Below are 14,842 nucleotides of genomic sequence, written 5' to 3'. Positions count from 1 at the left end.
CGGGCTCTTCTTTCAGCGGATCCGATGTGGTTGGCACCCTCGCATCTACGGAGAAGAGCCCCTTGGTCACCAGGAGTTGGCCCGGTCGGCACCCGGCCCGCGACAGGCGAGGCCGAACCGTCCCGGCGCATCCTCGTCCAGCCGGCCCCGCTCCACCAGTCGCTTCAGTTTCCCCCGGGTCCCCTCGATCTTCCCGGTCGTGGCCTCCAGCCCGATCCGCGGCACGATCTGCTTGGCCTGCAACGGGCCCGGCGCGTCCGCAATGACCTCCACGATGTCCCGGTACATGTCCGGCAACACCGCCGCCACCAGTCCCTCCCGCCAGGGCGGCACCATCATCACCCCGACACCGTGAGGCGCCGATGTCTTCTCAGGCCCTGGCACCTGCCCCGCCGGCACATCCGGCCCGGCATCACTCTCCGCGGCCGACAGCTCAGCCAGCACCTCCGTGGCCGTCTCCCGCGTGATCTCCAGCCGCGACAGAACCTCTCGCGCCTTCTCCAGCCGCAGGGCCAGCTCCACAGCCTCGGCCTCAAGTTCCTCGACTCGCTGCCGAGCCGCAGCCTCCCGGGCCTGAAGCTCTTCCGGCAAAGACACCACGGCGCCCGACCTCCACCCGTCACGGTAGGACTACGACGGCACCGCCTACACGCCAATCAGCTTCTTCCCAGCTCAGCCACCCCTCGCAAGGATCCGCACCCATCGCATGGAGCCTGTCTGTGTCGCGGTGGTGTCTGCTGCTACGTCCGCACCGCATACAGGTTGCCGTCAACGTTGCCGATGTAGACGACGCCGTCGGCCACGGTCGGGGACGAGGACACGGCGCTGCCGGTGAGGAAGGACCAGCGTTTCTTGCCGGTTGCCGCGTCCACCGCATACAGCCTGCTGTCCCGGCTGCCGACGTAGACCACGCCACCGACCACAGTGGGAGACGAGTACACGACATTGTTGGTGAGGAAGGACCAGCGTTTCTTGCCCGTTGCCGCGTCCACCGCGTACAGCGAGTTGTCCCAGCTGCCGACGTAGACCACGCCGTCGACCACGGTCGGGGACGACGACACGACATCGCTCGTGGGGAACGCCCAGCGTTTCTTGCCGGTTGCCGCCTCCACCGCATACAGGTGGAAGTCGTCGCTGCCGACGTAGATCACGCCGTCGACCACCGTCGGGGACGAGGACACGGCGCCGTCGGTGGGGAACGCCCAGCGTTCTTCGCCGGTTGCCTCCACCGCATACAGGTTCTGGTCAGCGCTCCCGAAGTAGACCACGCCGTCGACCACGGTCGGGGACGAGGCCACCAAGCCGCCGGTGGGGAAGTTCCAGCGTCTCGCGCCCGTTGTGGCGTCCACCGCGTACAGGCTCTCGTCCCAGCTGCCGACGTAGACCTTGCCGTTGGCCACGGCAGGGGAGGAGAACACGACGTTGTCGGTGCGGAAGTTCCAGCGTTTCCTGCCGGTTGTGGCGTCCACCGCGTACAGGCTGCCGTCCCAGCTGCCGACGTAGACGACACCGCCGACCACGGTCGGGGACGAGGACACGCCCTTGTCGGTGGGGAAGTTCCAGCGTTTCTTGCCGGTTGCCGCCTCCACCGCGTACAGGTTGTGGTCGGCGCTGCCGACGTAGACCACGCCTCCGACCACGGCCGGGGACGAGGACACGGCGTCGCCGGTGCGGAATTTCCAGAGTGGTGAGCCGCTGGGTGTGCGTGGTTCCGTAGATCCGGTACCGGAGTCCGTGGTGTTGCCGGTGAGTAATTTCCAGGCGGTGAGGCCGGCTCCCGCGGTGAGGGCGGTGCCTGTCAGGCCGAGCAGGGCGCGGCGCCGGGATATCGCGTGCTGGGCTCTGGGTGGATGTCCGTGCGGCAGCGGGACCAGGTTCAGCGTCCCTGTCGCCGGGGTGGATCCGCTGGGTGCGGGCCGGCGCGGGGTCGGGGGGACGGGGCGGTGCTGTTCCCCGGTCAGGGGCAGTGCCTGATGCGGCTCGAGGACGGGCGGCGGTGGGGTCGGCGGTGCTGATCCGGGGGGTTCGGCAGGTGGGGGAGGCAGTGCTGCTGCGGGCGGTGGGGTGCCGGTGGCGGGGTCTGCTGCCGAAGGCGGTGTCGGGGGCGGGGTGCGGGGCAGGGCGGTGGCGGTGTGTGTCTGGACCAGTCGGGCGATCTGCTCGGGCATCCAGCCGGGCTTGGTCGGCAACGTGGCCGCGGCCGACTCTTCGCTCCCGTCGGCGCCGTCCGCGGGAGTGAGCCGGTCGAGGAGGTGGGCGATGGTGGGGCGTTGGTCGGGATCCTTGGCCAGGCAGGCGGCCACCACCTCGCGGAGTTCGGGTGGCAGGGGGGCGAGGTTGGGGGGTTCGTGGACGGCGCGGTAGTGCAGGACGTGGGGCGTGCCGATGCCGAACGGGCCGACTCCGGTGGCGGTGTAGGCCAGCACTGAGCCGAGGGTGAAGACGTCGCTGGCGGGTCCGACCGGGCGGTCGGTGAGCTGCTCGGGGGACATGAAGCCGGGCGTGCCGATGGTCATACCGGTGTGGGTCAGCGCGCTGGCGTCGACGGCCACCGAGATGCCGAAGTCGATCACTCTCGGGCCGTCGACGGCCAGGAGGATGTTGGACGGTTTGAGGTCGCGGTGGACGACGCCCGCGGCGTGGATCGCCTCCAGCGCCTCGGTCAGCCCCGCCCCCAGCGCGAGGACGGACCGGGTGGGCCAAGGCCCGTGCCCGGCGATCGCCTGGCCCAGTGAGAGGCCGGGGACGTAGACGGTGGCCAGCCAGGCCGGGGAGCCGCCAGGGTCGGCGTCGACCACACCGGCAGTGAAGGCTCCGTTCACCCTGCGGGCGGCGGCCACCTCGCGGGCGAAACGGCGCCGGAAGTCGCCGTCCCCGGCCAACTCGGGACGCACTACCTTCACCGCGACCGGACGTCCTCCCGGCGAGCGCGCCAGGTACACCCGGCCCATGCCGCCCGCGCCGAGCCGTGCCACGATGCGGTAACGCCCCACCAGCCGCGGGTCTTCCGGCTCCAGGGCCTCGAACACTGCCACTCATCCCACGCTCCCTGCCCTGCGGCCCCCGGGGTCGCTGTCGTAGAGACACATCATTCCCGACAGCCTCTCAGCGAGTCATCGACGGGTTGACAGAGGTTGCGGATCTGGAGGTCGCAGATCACTTCCCCCGGCCAGGTGGCCCGGGCTTCGCGCGGCGGTCTTCACGCCTACCGTCCGGTCCCGTGCTGGGCGGATGGGGCAGGCGTGCGTACGGTCGCCGCATGGGCAGGGGAGGCGTTCCCCGGCTGCGGCCGGTCGTGATCGCGGATACGCATGATGCGGGGCTGCGATTGCGCCGTGGGTGTGGTGGTCCGCTGATGCCGTCGGTGAATTCGTCGGCGGTGTTCTGTTCGTCGGCCTGGCGCCCCAGGCACTGGCACAGGCTGCGGCGCATGAGGAAGAGGACCGAGGCTGTCCACCGCGTTGCCGAACCGAGGCGTCGACAGCCGCCCTCGCAGCCGTCTCAAGAACAGCGCCCCGCCACTGCCGTCGGAACAACGACCACGGATGCCCAACCAGACGATCAGAAGCGGCCCTTGACCAATGAGTACAAGGCCTTCGGACTACGCCGGGTGCCGTCACTCCCGCCGATGAAGTTCGTGCTGCCGTCCGCGCGGCACTGCGGACGTACGTGTTCCCGGTGCAGGTACCGTCCATGTGGACCTCAACAGGCCTGCCGCCCAGCGCCACCTCGTCGAGCGGATCCGCCCACCGGATCCCTTTGCCGCGGATCGACCAATAGGCACTCCTGACCAGGAGAACCCGGCGGTCCGTCACCCCGACGACGGCACGCCGGAGACCGGCACCCAGGTAGCCGGACAGGGACACCTGCAGCGTCTCCTCATCCAGAGAGGGATGCAGCGCCCGCTTCAGCACGGGCTCACTCATGGCTCTCCTTCGTCAGCCGTTCCTCAGCTGCCTGCGGTACGAGGTGATCGCGGTCAGTGCGAAGACCAGGGGCACCGCTCCCAGGGCCACGAGCGGGTGCACCATCGACGTCACCACCAGCACCGTCAACGGGATGAACGCCAGCATCATGGCGCCCACGCCTGCCCACAGGGCTTTGCGGCGCGCCTGGCCCTGGCCGATGAGGACTGCGGCTTCCAGGTCCGGCGACCAGTCCGCACCGCGCAGTTCCTGCCACGCCGTCATCAGCATCGCGAGTTCCCACTCGACATCGACGTGCAGATCGTCGACGAACGGCAGCTGCACCCTGCGGCCGTCCCGGCCGTAGACGTACACGACCACGCCGGGCGAAGGGCTCTCCGCATGTGTTGCCTCCGCCTGGATGTCCTGGACGTCCTCCCAGGCCAGCCGTCGGCGCCTGATCATGCCGCGCACATGGATCGCCTTGATGTCCGCCGCGGTGGAACAGCGCAGGAGGGCGTAGCAGAACCACCCTCCGAGCGTCACCCACACGACGGCGATGGGCAGGACGACCGAGGCGGACACGTCGTCGGCCAGCATCCCCCCGGGGAGGCTCACCGTGGCCCCGAACATCACCAAGAGGAACACGAGCATCCGGGACCGTCTCATCCGATACTCGCGCGGCAGCAACTCGTCGCCCACTTCCCACCCCTTGCTCGGACGCACCTTGGTCCCAGCCATCGCCAGGCATCATGGTGGCGCCCCAACTCCCCTGTGTCGAGCGCTCCTTGAGACTCACACCCGCTCGACTTCGTGCACGTTGCCGAGTACTACTGGACGGCCGCGCACGCCTTCCACCCGGTTGGCAGCCGCGAGGCCGAGACCTGGGCCGCGGACAAACTCACCGCGATCCTCGCCGGCCACGCCGGCCGAGCCGCCGCCGAGATGGCCGCCCAGGCCGCAGCCGAACAGCTTCCCACCACACGTCGCACGGCCGTTACTACGTGCCATCGCTACCTGAGGGATTACAAGCGCGAAGAGTGCCAGTGCGCTCTAGCCGGCAAGTCGCCGTGGATGTTCGTGCGGCGCCAGCGCAGCAACGGCCAGGTGGCGTGGGTCGCGGCGCATCTGCCGCTCACCCACGCGGCGACACCGCAGGAGAGCGACAAGCACAAGGCGATGAAGGAACGGATCGCGCGCACGGCAGAACGGCACGGACTGAGCGTGGAGACCGAAGCCCGATCGGAGAACGGGCGGGTTATCACCGATGTACTGGTAACGGGCGCCGGAGCCCAAGGCCGACCACCGCCGGCAGCAAGAGGCCGTACAGCTTCACGAGTGGGTGGACTGCCAGCTTGCCAAAGCACCTCCCTGGTCGGAGAAGAAGCGGGAGCAGATGCTTGAGCTCCTGGGGTCTCCGCTGCCTCCATGGGAGTTCCAGCGGTGGCGGCTGCGCTTGTACTGCGGACACATCATCGAAGCTGCCCGAAGCCGGAAGAGCCTTCGATCCGACGGAGGAGTCTGCGACAAGGAGATTTGCCCACAGTGCGGTCTGGATCCGTCTGTGGTCGTAGCCCTCGAGCCCCTGGGTCCCCTCGCAGATCGCCCACCGAAGACAAGTTCGCAAAGGCCCGAGCGCTCCGCACAAGAACCGCCCGCTAATCGGCGCAGCAAAGCCGAACTGGCAGCTGAAAACGCTGCGCTGCGTGCGGAACTGCAGGCCCTACGCGATCAGGCATAAGACCGTCTGCGGCAGCTCGATCGGCGGTCGAGACGGTCCAAGCCAAGCGACAGCCCGAGAGGGCGGTATGCGATTTTATAGGTGATTTGTCGTCACTTGAAAGTGTGGGATTGTGGCATCCCGGCCGGTCGGCGAGGTCGGGCGTGCTGAGCTGCACGCCGTGAGCGAGCGCGAGCCGTACAAGACCGACCGCACGGCGTAGCAGCGGAGGAGGCTGCCCGGATCGGGCGGCCACCTCCGTGTGTCCGCGGCGTCGGTCAGACCGGAGCGGACGACGGGTCCGTCGCGTGCGCCGTGTTCTGGGCCGGCTGTTTCCTGGGCAGTGCCACCGTCAGCATCAGGGCCACGAGCGTCACCCCGATGCTCACCAGGAACGTCCTGACGGTGGCGGTCTCGTATCCGTGGTCCGGCAGCAGGGAGAAGAACACCGTGCCGAACAGTGCGATGCCCGCGGCCTGGCCGACCTGGGCGGTGGTGTTGACCAGACCGGAGGCCGCACCGGCCTGCTGCGGCTGGATCTGCGCGAATGCCGTGCCGAACAGCGCGTTGAGCACGCCGCCGATGCCGAAGCTGAAGAGGATGATCGGGCCGAGCATCTGCCAGACGTTCAGATCCTTGCCCGCGGCGTGGATCACCAGGGCGATGGAGGCCAGGCTTGCCGACAGCACCGCGACCATGGCCATGATGAAGGGGCGTCCGATCTTGGCGGCCAGGTTCATGGACAGGGCGTTGCCGATGACGATGCCGATGATGCCCGGGGCGAAGGACAGTGCGGCCTGGACCGGCGAGAACCCGAGCCCGAGCTGCAGGTACAGGGTCAGCATGAAGAACACGCCGATCGCCATCTGGGTGGTGAGCATCACGAGCAGGCTGGACGCCAGGCTGCGCATCCGGACCATGGGCGGCGGGACCATCGGCTCGCCGCCCCGCTCGTCCTGGCGATGCTGGTGCAGGGCGAACAGACCGGCCAGCGGCACGGCCGCGACCATCATCAGGATCGACCACAGCGGCCAGCCCTGCTCACGGCCCTGCACCAGCGGATAGAACACCGCTAACCCGGTGACGGTCAGCAGTGCCAGACCGCCGATGTCCAGCCGGTGGCGCAGGAAGCCGGGCCGGGTCGGCATGGTCGCCAGGGCGCCGATCAGGCCCGTCGCCCCGATCGGGATGTTGACAAGGAAGATGGCGCGCCAGCCCGATCCGAACAGGTCGGCCTCAGTCAGTACGCCGCCCAGGAGCGGCCCGAGGAGCCCGCCGAGCGGGAAGGCCGCGGCGTACAGGCCCATGGCCTTGGGCCGCTCGGCTTCGTCGAACTCGGTGTGGATGAACGACAGGACCTGCGGCACCATCAGGCCGGAGCCGATGCCCTGCACCACCCGGGAGGCGATCAGCAGGCCCGGCTCGGGGGCCAGCCCGGCGGACAGCGAGGCCAGCGTGAAGACGCTCATGCCGGCCAGGAACATTTTCTTGACGCCGTACTGGTCGCCCAGCCGGCCGCCGACGATCAGGGTGAGGGCGAATCCGAGGGCGTAGCCGGCGGAGATCCACTGCATCGCAGCCTCTCCGGCGCCGAGGTGGCGGTGGATGTCAGGCAGTGCCACGGCCACGATCTGGTTGTCGATCATGTCGACCAGGACGGCCAGGACACATACCGCCAGCCCCCACCACCGCAGCGGGTGCTTTTCCATCACTTACTCCTTGGCTCGAACGTGGTATCCGGCAGCCCACAATCAATGATCAAAAGGACTGTGTCAACTAGTTGTTTGATTAAGCTGCCTCTGCGCTTGATTCGGCCACTTGTGTGTATGGTTTGGGGATGACCGTGTCGAAGCCCCGCCGCTCCCCGAAGCCGTCGGAGCGGCAGCGCGATCCGGAGCGCACGCGCAAGCTGATTCTCGACGCGGCGGTGGCGGAGTTCGCCGCGCACGGCTACGCGGGTGCCCGCATCGCGGCGATCGCCAAGCGGGCGGGCGTCAACCAGCAGCTGATCTCCTACTATTTCGACGGCAAGGAGGGCCTGTTCCAGGCCATGTCGGACAGTTGGGGCGAGCGGTCGAGCAAGCTCGTCGAACCCGGCACCCCGCTGCCCGAGCAGCTGCGCCGCTATGCGCTGGAGGCGCTGGAAAACCGGGACGGCATGCGGCTGCTGGCCTGGGGCGGCCTGGAGTACACCGGCCCGGAGGCGGACCCGGACCACGTGCCCCGCACCGGGCGCCTCGCCCAATCCGTGGCCGACGTCCGTGAACGGCAGGCGGCCGGGGCCCTGCCGCAGGAGATGGACGCTGCCTGCCTGACCGTCATGCTGATGGCGGCGGCGATGGCCCCCGTCACTCTTCCGCATGTCATCGCGGGCGTCTGCGGGGACGACCCGTACTCCCCGGAATTCATCGAACGCTTCGCCGACCAACTCTCCCTACTGGTGCGTCGGCTCGGACTCGATACCGATTAAGGCGCCGGCTACGTGGCACCATCCGCGCCGGACCGCCACCGGGACGAACGCCCGCGCGACGCCCCAGCAGCCCAACAGGTTCACCTTTGAGAGAGCGGTGCGTGAGCTGACGCGTGTTTCGCCGGCGACGGCGTCGCCAGAGCTGCTACGGCCGCGGGTGGGTGAACAAGCCCTGCTCGGTCTCGATCAGGATTCCGCGCTTGGTCAGCCGTTTGAGTTTCAGGCGGGTGTTGTTGATGTTGTTGGGCGTGATCTTCAGGTCCATCGCCTCGCACACTTGCCATGCTCGCAGCGGGGCGTCGGCTGCGGCGAACACCGCCGTAGTCTGCTGATAGGCCGGATGATCCGGTAGCTTCGCGGCCGGCGGCGCGGGCGACTGCGGATCGGGCAGCTCCAGCAGCGTTTTGCGGGTGACCCGGATTTCCTCGGCGGCCCGGCCGAGGTCATCCAGCAGTGCGGCCAGCTGCGCGATCTGCTCCCTCGTCGCCTCAGCCTGCGCGGTGACCTCCCGTTCCCGCTCCTCCAGCCGTACCAGCACCGCCCCGAGGGTCAGCTCCCCGCCACGCATGCGCTGCGCCGGGCCGCAGCGGTGGCCCCGGCCAGCCGGCGCAGTATCACCGCGGTCATCGCTCAGTACACCCGCGACTCCGAACTGCGCGGCAGGTGCTCGTAGTCACGCACCAGCCTGCGGTGCAGCATCAAGATCCCGTAGGCGCGCTCCACGATCCACCGTTTGGGGATCGGCACGAAACCGCTCTGGGCCGGGTTGCGCTCGACGATCTCCACCTCGATGTCCACCGTCTGGCCGTGCGCGACGACGGCGTTCTTGAAACCCTGGTCGACCAGGGCCTTCTGAACGGTGTCGGTGTCGGCGGCGACCTTGTCCAGCAGCGCGATACCGGCGGCGTTGTCGTGCACGGACGCGGCGGGCACCACCACCGCGATCACCAGACCCAACACGTCAACAGCCAGGCCGCGCTTGCGGCCCGGTACTTTTTTGCCGCATCACACCCCGTCGACTGTGCAGGCACCCCGGCCGCCGCGTGCACGCTCTGGGTGTCGAGCACCACCAGACTCGGATCCGCCTTCCGCCGCGCCTGCTCCCGCACCTGCCAGCGCAGCACGTCGTGGATCGCCTGGTCGGTGCCGTCGTCGCGCCACTTGGTGAAGTAATACATCACCGCGCCACGCGGCGGCAGGTCGTGCGGAAGCAGGCCCCACTGGCATCCCGTGCGGCCCTGGTAGAGAAGTGCGTTGACGATCTCCCGCGCACCTGCCCTGATGGCCACTGACCGAGCGATGCGCGGCCTTCCACGCGACGATCACCGGCTCGACCAGAGCCCACTGCCCGTCGGACAGGTCGGTCTTGTACGGCTTGCGCTCGCTCACGGTGCTCAGCTCAGCACGCCCGAGCCCGCCGACCGGCTGGAATGCCACAGTCCCCCACGTTCAGGTGACGACAAATCACCTATCAACTCGCATACCACCCTCTGAGGCCTACAGGCGCCGTCTCATACCCGCAGTGAAGGCGGCAGGCGATTATCGATCAAGGCCGAGATGGCGCGGGGACAGATGACGCCACCGTTGGCGTCCTACTGGCTGCCGCCTCGGACAGAATGACATCGGGACCACAAAATCTACGTGCCAGGCCGCGACTTGAACCGCCAGACGGCGTGCTCCAGGCCGCCAGGTTCGTGCCCGAGAACAGCGGCGCTCTCTTCGTACGCGGCTTGCAGTTCCTCATACCCAAGGCCCGCGACACCGGCATCCACGGCGAAGGCACGCAAGTGGACATCCACTGCCACCTGCGACCGACCGACGAGATTGCCGATGTAGTCGACGCTCTTCGGCCCCACGCCCTTCACCGTGCGCAGGGCGGCACGACTGCCCGAGAGACCGAGCCACTCATGGAGATCGTCCCGGGTATCGACACCCCGGGCCACCAGCAACGCGGTGACGGCGTGAGCCGCCGCAACCCTGCTCGGGGCGTTGAAGGCCATGGCGACGGCCAGGTCTTCCGTGGTGATCCGTGCCTGGAAGCCGCGGACCGTGACAGCGTCAGGCCACGCCGACTGAAGCCGGAGAAGCCGCGGCCGGACGGTCGATCGGTAGCGGCGTCGGGCATGGAAGCTGGCGTCGCAGATGACGGCGCCCATGTGCGTCCAGCCACGGGGCGGGTGAAACGGACCGTGACCCAGGACAGATTGCACATGGGCCGCGAGCAGCTGCGCAGGGCTCCGAGAGGGCATGAGCCAATGATCGCGCTCCGGCCGGACGCGCGTGAAGAGAGCGTCGCGCACCCAGCCTCAATTGCCGACGATCCGGCCTGTCTGCGCCCATCGGCCGTCCGGCGTGACCCCGAAGCTGAGCCGCCACGGCCTGTGCCCCTCGGCTTCGCAGTCGGCCCACAACCGGGTCGTCGCGTCCTGGTACTGCCGCCGCCAGCGTTCCTCACCATCAGTGCCTTCGTACCAGGTCGGCTTCACGGACGGGTCAAGGGCCAGCCTGGTGCGATCGCCCGCCTCCAACGGGAACGGTCCAGCGCTCCGGCCGAGTTGGTCGGCACCGTCTATACCAGGCCGGAATCGGTAGGGGCCCCAGACGATCCCCGCGATCGCCTCCGGCGTCGGACCGCCGGCAAGGCTCCGCACCCGGGAACGGTCGAAGTCGTCACGAACGGTCAGTCGCACGCTGAGACGGCCCAGCTGGGCCGGACCGTCGAAGCGGACGTAGAGCAGCCCGTCCGACCGCTCCAGCTTCAGCCGGAGCTGCGGAGTCAGCGCGTCGTGCCAACGGTCCCGCTCGATCCGAGCAACGGACGCAGCGGTCTCGTTAGCCTCACGTGAGGCCTTCAAGCGCCGAACGCCGCGAGTCCGCTGAACGCAGCCGAAAGAGCCGCGATGGAAGTGTCTCCAATGTCCAAGCGGGACTCTAGCCCAGACGCAGCAGCCTGTGGTCGGTTCACGTTCGGCCAACGGAATCCGCAGTAGCCGCTCACTCGTGAGCCCGACTTCACCTTCGCAGTAGGTTTCACACTTCCGCGATATGATTTCGGCGGTTTGCAGACTGGCGGCTGTCGTATCACCCGGGAGTTGGCGTGGCCCTGCCCGTTCATCCCGTCCTGCCGGGCGACGGCGATCGGCCGACCGGTGGTTCCTCTTTGCGTCTTCAGGTCTTGGGCCCGTTGCGGGTGTGGCATGAGGGTGTCGAACTGGATACCGGTCCCCGGCAACAGGCCTATCTACTGGCCTTGCTCCTGGCCCGGGTGGGCAGGCCGATCAGCACGAGCGAAATGATCGACCTGATCTGGGACCACGACGTCCCCAACAGCGCGCTCAACATCATCCACAAATACGTCGGCGCATTGCGGCGACTGCTCGAACCCGCGATCCCCGCCCGTGGAACCGGTACCTACCTGCTCCGCCGCGGCAACGCCTACCTGTTCACCGCCACCCCCGGCGCCCTGGACCTTCTCACTTTCCGAGAGCTCGTTGTGTCCGCCAAAGAGGCCATGGCAGGGCAACGCCAGGAGACGGCGCTGAATCGCTATGTCGAAGCGCTCGGTCTCTGGCGGGGCCGTGCGGGCGAAGGGTTCACCCACAGGTCGATCGCGCTGCCGACCTTCGCCGCTCTCGACGACGAGTTCCACGCCGCCTGCACCGAAGCGGCCGAGCTGGCGGTGTCGCTGCGCCGACCGGCATCGGTGCTGTCGGCGCTGCGGCTGGCCGCATCGACGGCACCGTTCCACGAACCCGTCCACGCCAGCCTCGTCACCGCCCTGGGGGCCGCGGGACTCCGGGCCGAGGCACTGTCGGCGTATGACACGGTCCGTGCCCGTCTCGCCGACGAACTCGGCATCGATCCTGGCCCGGAGATACAGGCCGCGCACCTGCAAGTGCTGACGCAGCCCCCGGTCTCACCGCCCGTGGCGAGTCCGGCCGGCGCTTCGGCGCGGACGGAAGCCGGCCTCGTCGGCAGGGTCGAGGAACTCGCCGTACTGCGGGAAACCGTGGAGAAGGCTTTCACCGGCCGCGCGGCGCTGGGCATCGTCCAAGGCGAGCCGGGCGTGGGCAAGACCCGGCTGCTGCGGGAGGTCGCCGACGAAGCAAGCCGACGTGGCGCACTGGTCGTCTGGGGTTCATGCCTGGAAGGCGACGGAACACCGTCGATGTGGCCCTGGGAACAGACGCTCCGCGCGATTCTCGACAGCCTGTCCGCGCCGTTGCGGGAGAAGTGGCTCGCCAGCGAGCTCGGCGGCCTCCTTCAATCTCCAGACGACTACGCCGCCGGGTCTGCGATTCCCGACAGCCGTGCGCAGTTCCGCCTGTTCGAGCAGGTCGTCACTGTCGTCGGGCAGGCCTCGGCGCAACGGCCCGTGCTGCTGATCGTCGATGACCTGCAGTGGGCCGACGCCGCCTCACTCCAGCTGTTCGGCCACCTGACGACCCGGCCGCCCACCGGCACGGTGATCATCGGAGCGCTACGCGATCGCGCACCCGCACCCGGCTCCAGCCTTTCGCAGGTCCTGGCCGCGGCCGGTCGGCTGCCCGGCCACCGCAGGATCCGGCTCGGCCCGCTCGGCCTGACCGACGTGACCGAGCTCATCCGCCGCGAAACCGGCCACGAGCCCGGTGTCGAAGCCGCCCGCGGTATCCACGCTCGCACCGCCGGCAATCCGTTCTTCGTCCAGGAGCTGTCCCGGCTGCTCAGCGACGGCGGCTCGCTCAGCGACGGCGGCTCGCTCGGCGACGGCGGCACAGCCGTGCGGGCCGGGGTGCCGGTCACCGTGCAAGACGTCGTCCGCGATCGGATGGCCGGTCTCGACGACAGCACGCACGGCCTGCTGCGCACCGCCGCGGTCATCGGCCGCGACGTGGACCTCGACCTGCTCGCCCGCGCGATCGGCGTCGAGATCGCGGACTGCCTCGAACGCCTCGAACCGCTGCAAGAACTAGGTCTGCTAGAGACCAAGCCGGAAGACCCGTTCTCATGGCGCTTCGCGCACGACCTCGTCCGCGAGTCGGTCACCGAGACGACCGCGCCGCACCAGGCCGTCCAGTTGCATCTGCGCGTCGCCGACGCCCTCGAACCCATCCACGGAGACGACGAGTCCGTCGCCGAACGCCTCGCCTACCATCTGTGGGCCGCAGGCCCCCTGGCTGACCCGGGTCGCACCGCGAAGGCACTGGCGCGCGCCGGTCGCCGCGCGGCGGCGAAGCTCGCGTTCGCGGCGGCCTACCGTAACCTGGAATCGGCCGTCCAGATCGCCCGGACGGCGGGGCTGCTGGAGCTCGAACTGTCCGTCCTGGCGCTGCTCAACCTCCTCGCCGTCGAGCCTCCGGGAATGGGCGGCTCAACGTTCGATCTGCTGGAACGGGGCGCATATCTCGCCCGCAGACTCGGCCGCGAAACGGCCGAGGCCGAGTTTCTCTTCTTTCGGATGACCGGGGCCTACGTCTCCACCGAGAACGACCGTGGAATGTGGGCTCGCCGGCTGCATGAGCAAGGCGAGGCGTCCGCGGATCCGATCATCAAGGCGTACGGCCGGCAGGCCTGGGGCTTGCACCAATGGGACATCGGCGACATTGGCGCGGCGTTTCAATGTTTCAGCTGGCTGGGCCGTACCACTGCGGACGACGTCGCCTCGCTGCTCGCGAACTCCGCCAACCCGCACCCGGGACCGGCTCAGGAAAGTCTGTACCACCTTGCCGGCCAGGTCGGAGGTGTCCCGGTTCGACGCCGCGACGACCGCGGACGTTGGCGGATCCCGGATGAGTGGATCGGCTATCTGGGGGTCATCACCTCGCTGCATGGCGATGTCGAGACTGGGCGGTCCCTGCTCGGCACGGTGTACCAGGCCGAGGGAGACCTCTTTGAGATGTCGGGCTGGACCCGCTACCAGACCATGGCCGCCTCGATGGCCGGTGACGCCGCCTGGGCGATGCAAGCGACCGAACGGTGGGTCAAGGCCAGCGCCGACCTTCCCGGCGTCGCCCAAGAAGCCTATATACGGCTGGACTGGTACTGGGCCCGTGCCCTCTCCGGCGATGACCCGGCCAGCGCCGCGGCCAAGGCCGAACATCTCCTGGCCGCGACCCTGGCCGACCCGCCGAGATGGGGCCTCGCCTACTGGTACGGACTGATCGCCGAGATGTGGCTGGCAGCCGAGAGACCCGACAAGGCCGCGACCGCCCTCGAGCAAGCCGACCAGGCCATCGAAGCCCACGGCCAACGCTATGCCGAAGGACTTCTCCTGTTGCTGCGCGCACGCCTGCTGCACGCCCGCGGTGAACCCGTCGATGTCGTGCGAGCCGCCGGCGACGAAGCCCGCACCCGATCCCGCGAACGCGGGGCCCACCTCTTCGCTCGCCGCGCCGAGAGGTTCCTGGCCGACCTCGACCACAATCCATCAGGAAACTGATCGGCACGGCGACTTGCGCCGACTTCCACTACGGGATTGCCGCAGGTCCGTACCGTGCTGACCGGCTGGGGCTACCAGTACGGGCAGGACCACGACAAGGGCGTGCCCTCCGTCATGAGCCAGCTCTTCCTCCTCAACCGCAGCCCCCACAGCAGCGACCTCACCACCCTCCTTCTTCGACCGCGTCCGGCGCGAGGACCTCCTGACCGACGGGGGCACGAAGGTCCTGTTCGCAGTGCAGCGGGCTGTTGCCGCGCCCGGCTACTGCGAGGCGCCCGCCCTGCGCTCGTCGGGGGCTGAACCGGCGGCCCACACCGGGGTCCCAC

The 14,842-nt window shown here is 68.8% G+C and carries 9 protein-coding genes and 2 pseudogenes; 3 read left to right on the top strand and 8 right to left on the bottom strand.

Annotation, left to right across the window (positions count from 1 at the left end; all coding sequences use genetic code 11):
* Positions 1-66 precede the first annotated feature (66 nt).
* The 3 genes from ACIPSJ_RS26775 to ACIPSJ_RS26765 form a co-directional block, all read right to left on the bottom strand.
* Entirely contained in the window at positions 67-600 is a 534-nt protein-coding gene (locus tag ACIPSJ_RS26775) for a hypothetical protein (RefSeq protein ID WP_401349695.1), read from the bottom strand.
* Positions 601-740: 140 nt separating this feature from the next.
* Complete coding sequence (locus tag ACIPSJ_RS26770; RefSeq protein WP_401349693.1) at positions 741-3,035, bottom strand: PQQ-binding-like beta-propeller repeat protein; 2,295 nt, start codon at positions 3,033-3,035, stop codon at positions 741-743.
* 903 nt (positions 3,036-3,938) lie between these two features.
* Complete coding sequence (locus tag ACIPSJ_RS26765) at positions 3,939-4,559, bottom strand: PH domain-containing protein (protein ID WP_401349691.1); 621 nt, start codon at positions 4,557-4,559, stop codon at positions 3,939-3,941.
* Positions 4,560-4,709: 150 nt separating this feature from the next.
* Here ACIPSJ_RS26765 and ACIPSJ_RS26760 point away from each other — a divergent pair.
* Positions 4,710-4,979, top strand: a pseudogene (locus ACIPSJ_RS26760) (ISKra4 family transposase); the annotation flags it as partial.
* Between the two features lie 924 nt (positions 4,980-5,903).
* Here the strand turns inward: ACIPSJ_RS26760 and ACIPSJ_RS26755 are convergent.
* On the bottom strand, positions 5,904-7,334 hold the full coding sequence (locus tag ACIPSJ_RS26755) for an MFS transporter (RefSeq protein WP_401349689.1): 1,431 nt from the start codon (positions 7,332-7,334) through the stop codon (positions 5,904-5,906).
* A 128-nt stretch (positions 7,335-7,462) separates the two neighbouring features.
* On the opposite strand from ACIPSJ_RS26755, the gene ACIPSJ_RS26750 reads away from it, so the two are divergent.
* Entirely contained in the window at positions 7,463-8,095 is a 633-nt protein-coding gene (locus tag ACIPSJ_RS26750) for a TetR/AcrR family transcriptional regulator (protein WP_401349687.1), read from the top strand.
* Positions 8,096-8,240: 145 nt separating this feature from the next.
* Here the strand turns inward: ACIPSJ_RS26750 and ACIPSJ_RS26745 are convergent, their stop codons facing one another.
* The 4 genes and pseudogenes from ACIPSJ_RS26745 to ACIPSJ_RS26730 form a co-directional block, all read right to left on the bottom strand.
* Positions 8,241-8,633, bottom strand: coding sequence for a hypothetical protein (locus tag ACIPSJ_RS26745; protein ID WP_401349684.1), 393 nt, complete (start codon positions 8,631-8,633; stop codon positions 8,241-8,243).
* 11 nt (positions 8,634-8,644) lie between these two features.
* Positions 8,645-9,484: pseudogene (locus tag ACIPSJ_RS26740) on the bottom strand (IS5 family transposase).
* Positions 9,485-9,732: 248 nt separating this feature from the next.
* Positions 9,733-10,251 carry a hypothetical protein gene (locus ACIPSJ_RS26735; RefSeq protein ID WP_401349681.1) on the bottom strand — a complete coding sequence of 173 codons (519 nt, stop codon included), beginning with the start codon at positions 10,249-10,251 and terminating at the stop codon, positions 9,733-9,735.
* A 150-nt stretch (positions 10,252-10,401) separates the two neighbouring features.
* Entirely contained in the window at positions 10,402-10,950 is a 549-nt protein-coding gene (locus ACIPSJ_RS26730; protein WP_401349679.1) for a hypothetical protein, read from the bottom strand.
* A gap of 242 nt (positions 10,951-11,192) precedes the next feature.
* On the opposite strand from ACIPSJ_RS26730, the gene ACIPSJ_RS26725 reads away from it, so the two are divergent.
* Positions 11,193-14,516, top strand: a complete 3,324-nt coding sequence (locus ACIPSJ_RS26725) for an AAA family ATPase (RefSeq protein ID WP_401349677.1) — start codon at positions 11,193-11,195, stop codon at positions 14,514-14,516.
* Positions 14,517-14,842 lie beyond the last annotated feature (326 nt).

Origin of the sequence: Streptomyces sp. NPDC090088 (genome assembly GCF_044747345.1) — a bacterium.
GTDB lineage: Bacteria > Actinomycetota > Actinomycetes > Streptomycetales > Streptomycetaceae > Streptomyces.
This window is presented reverse-complemented; position numbering and strand designations above follow the sequence as displayed.

Coding starts and splice junctions, on each gene's coding strand:
- ACIPSJ_RS26765 (WP_401349691.1), bottom strand. CDS start 4,559: ATGCTCGTGTTCCTCTTGGTGATGTTCGGGGCCACGGTGAGCCTCCCC.
- ACIPSJ_RS26755 (WP_401349689.1), bottom strand. CDS start 7,334: ATGGAAAAGCACCCGCTGCGGTGGTGGGGGCTGGCGGTATGTGTCCTG.
- ACIPSJ_RS26750 (WP_401349687.1), top strand. CDS start 7,463: ATGACCGTGTCGAAGCCCCGCCGCTCCCCGAAGCCGTCGGAGCGGCAG.
- ACIPSJ_RS26735 (WP_401349681.1), bottom strand. CDS start 10,251: ATGGGCGCCGTCATCTGCGACGCCAGCTTCCATGCCCGACGCCGCTAC.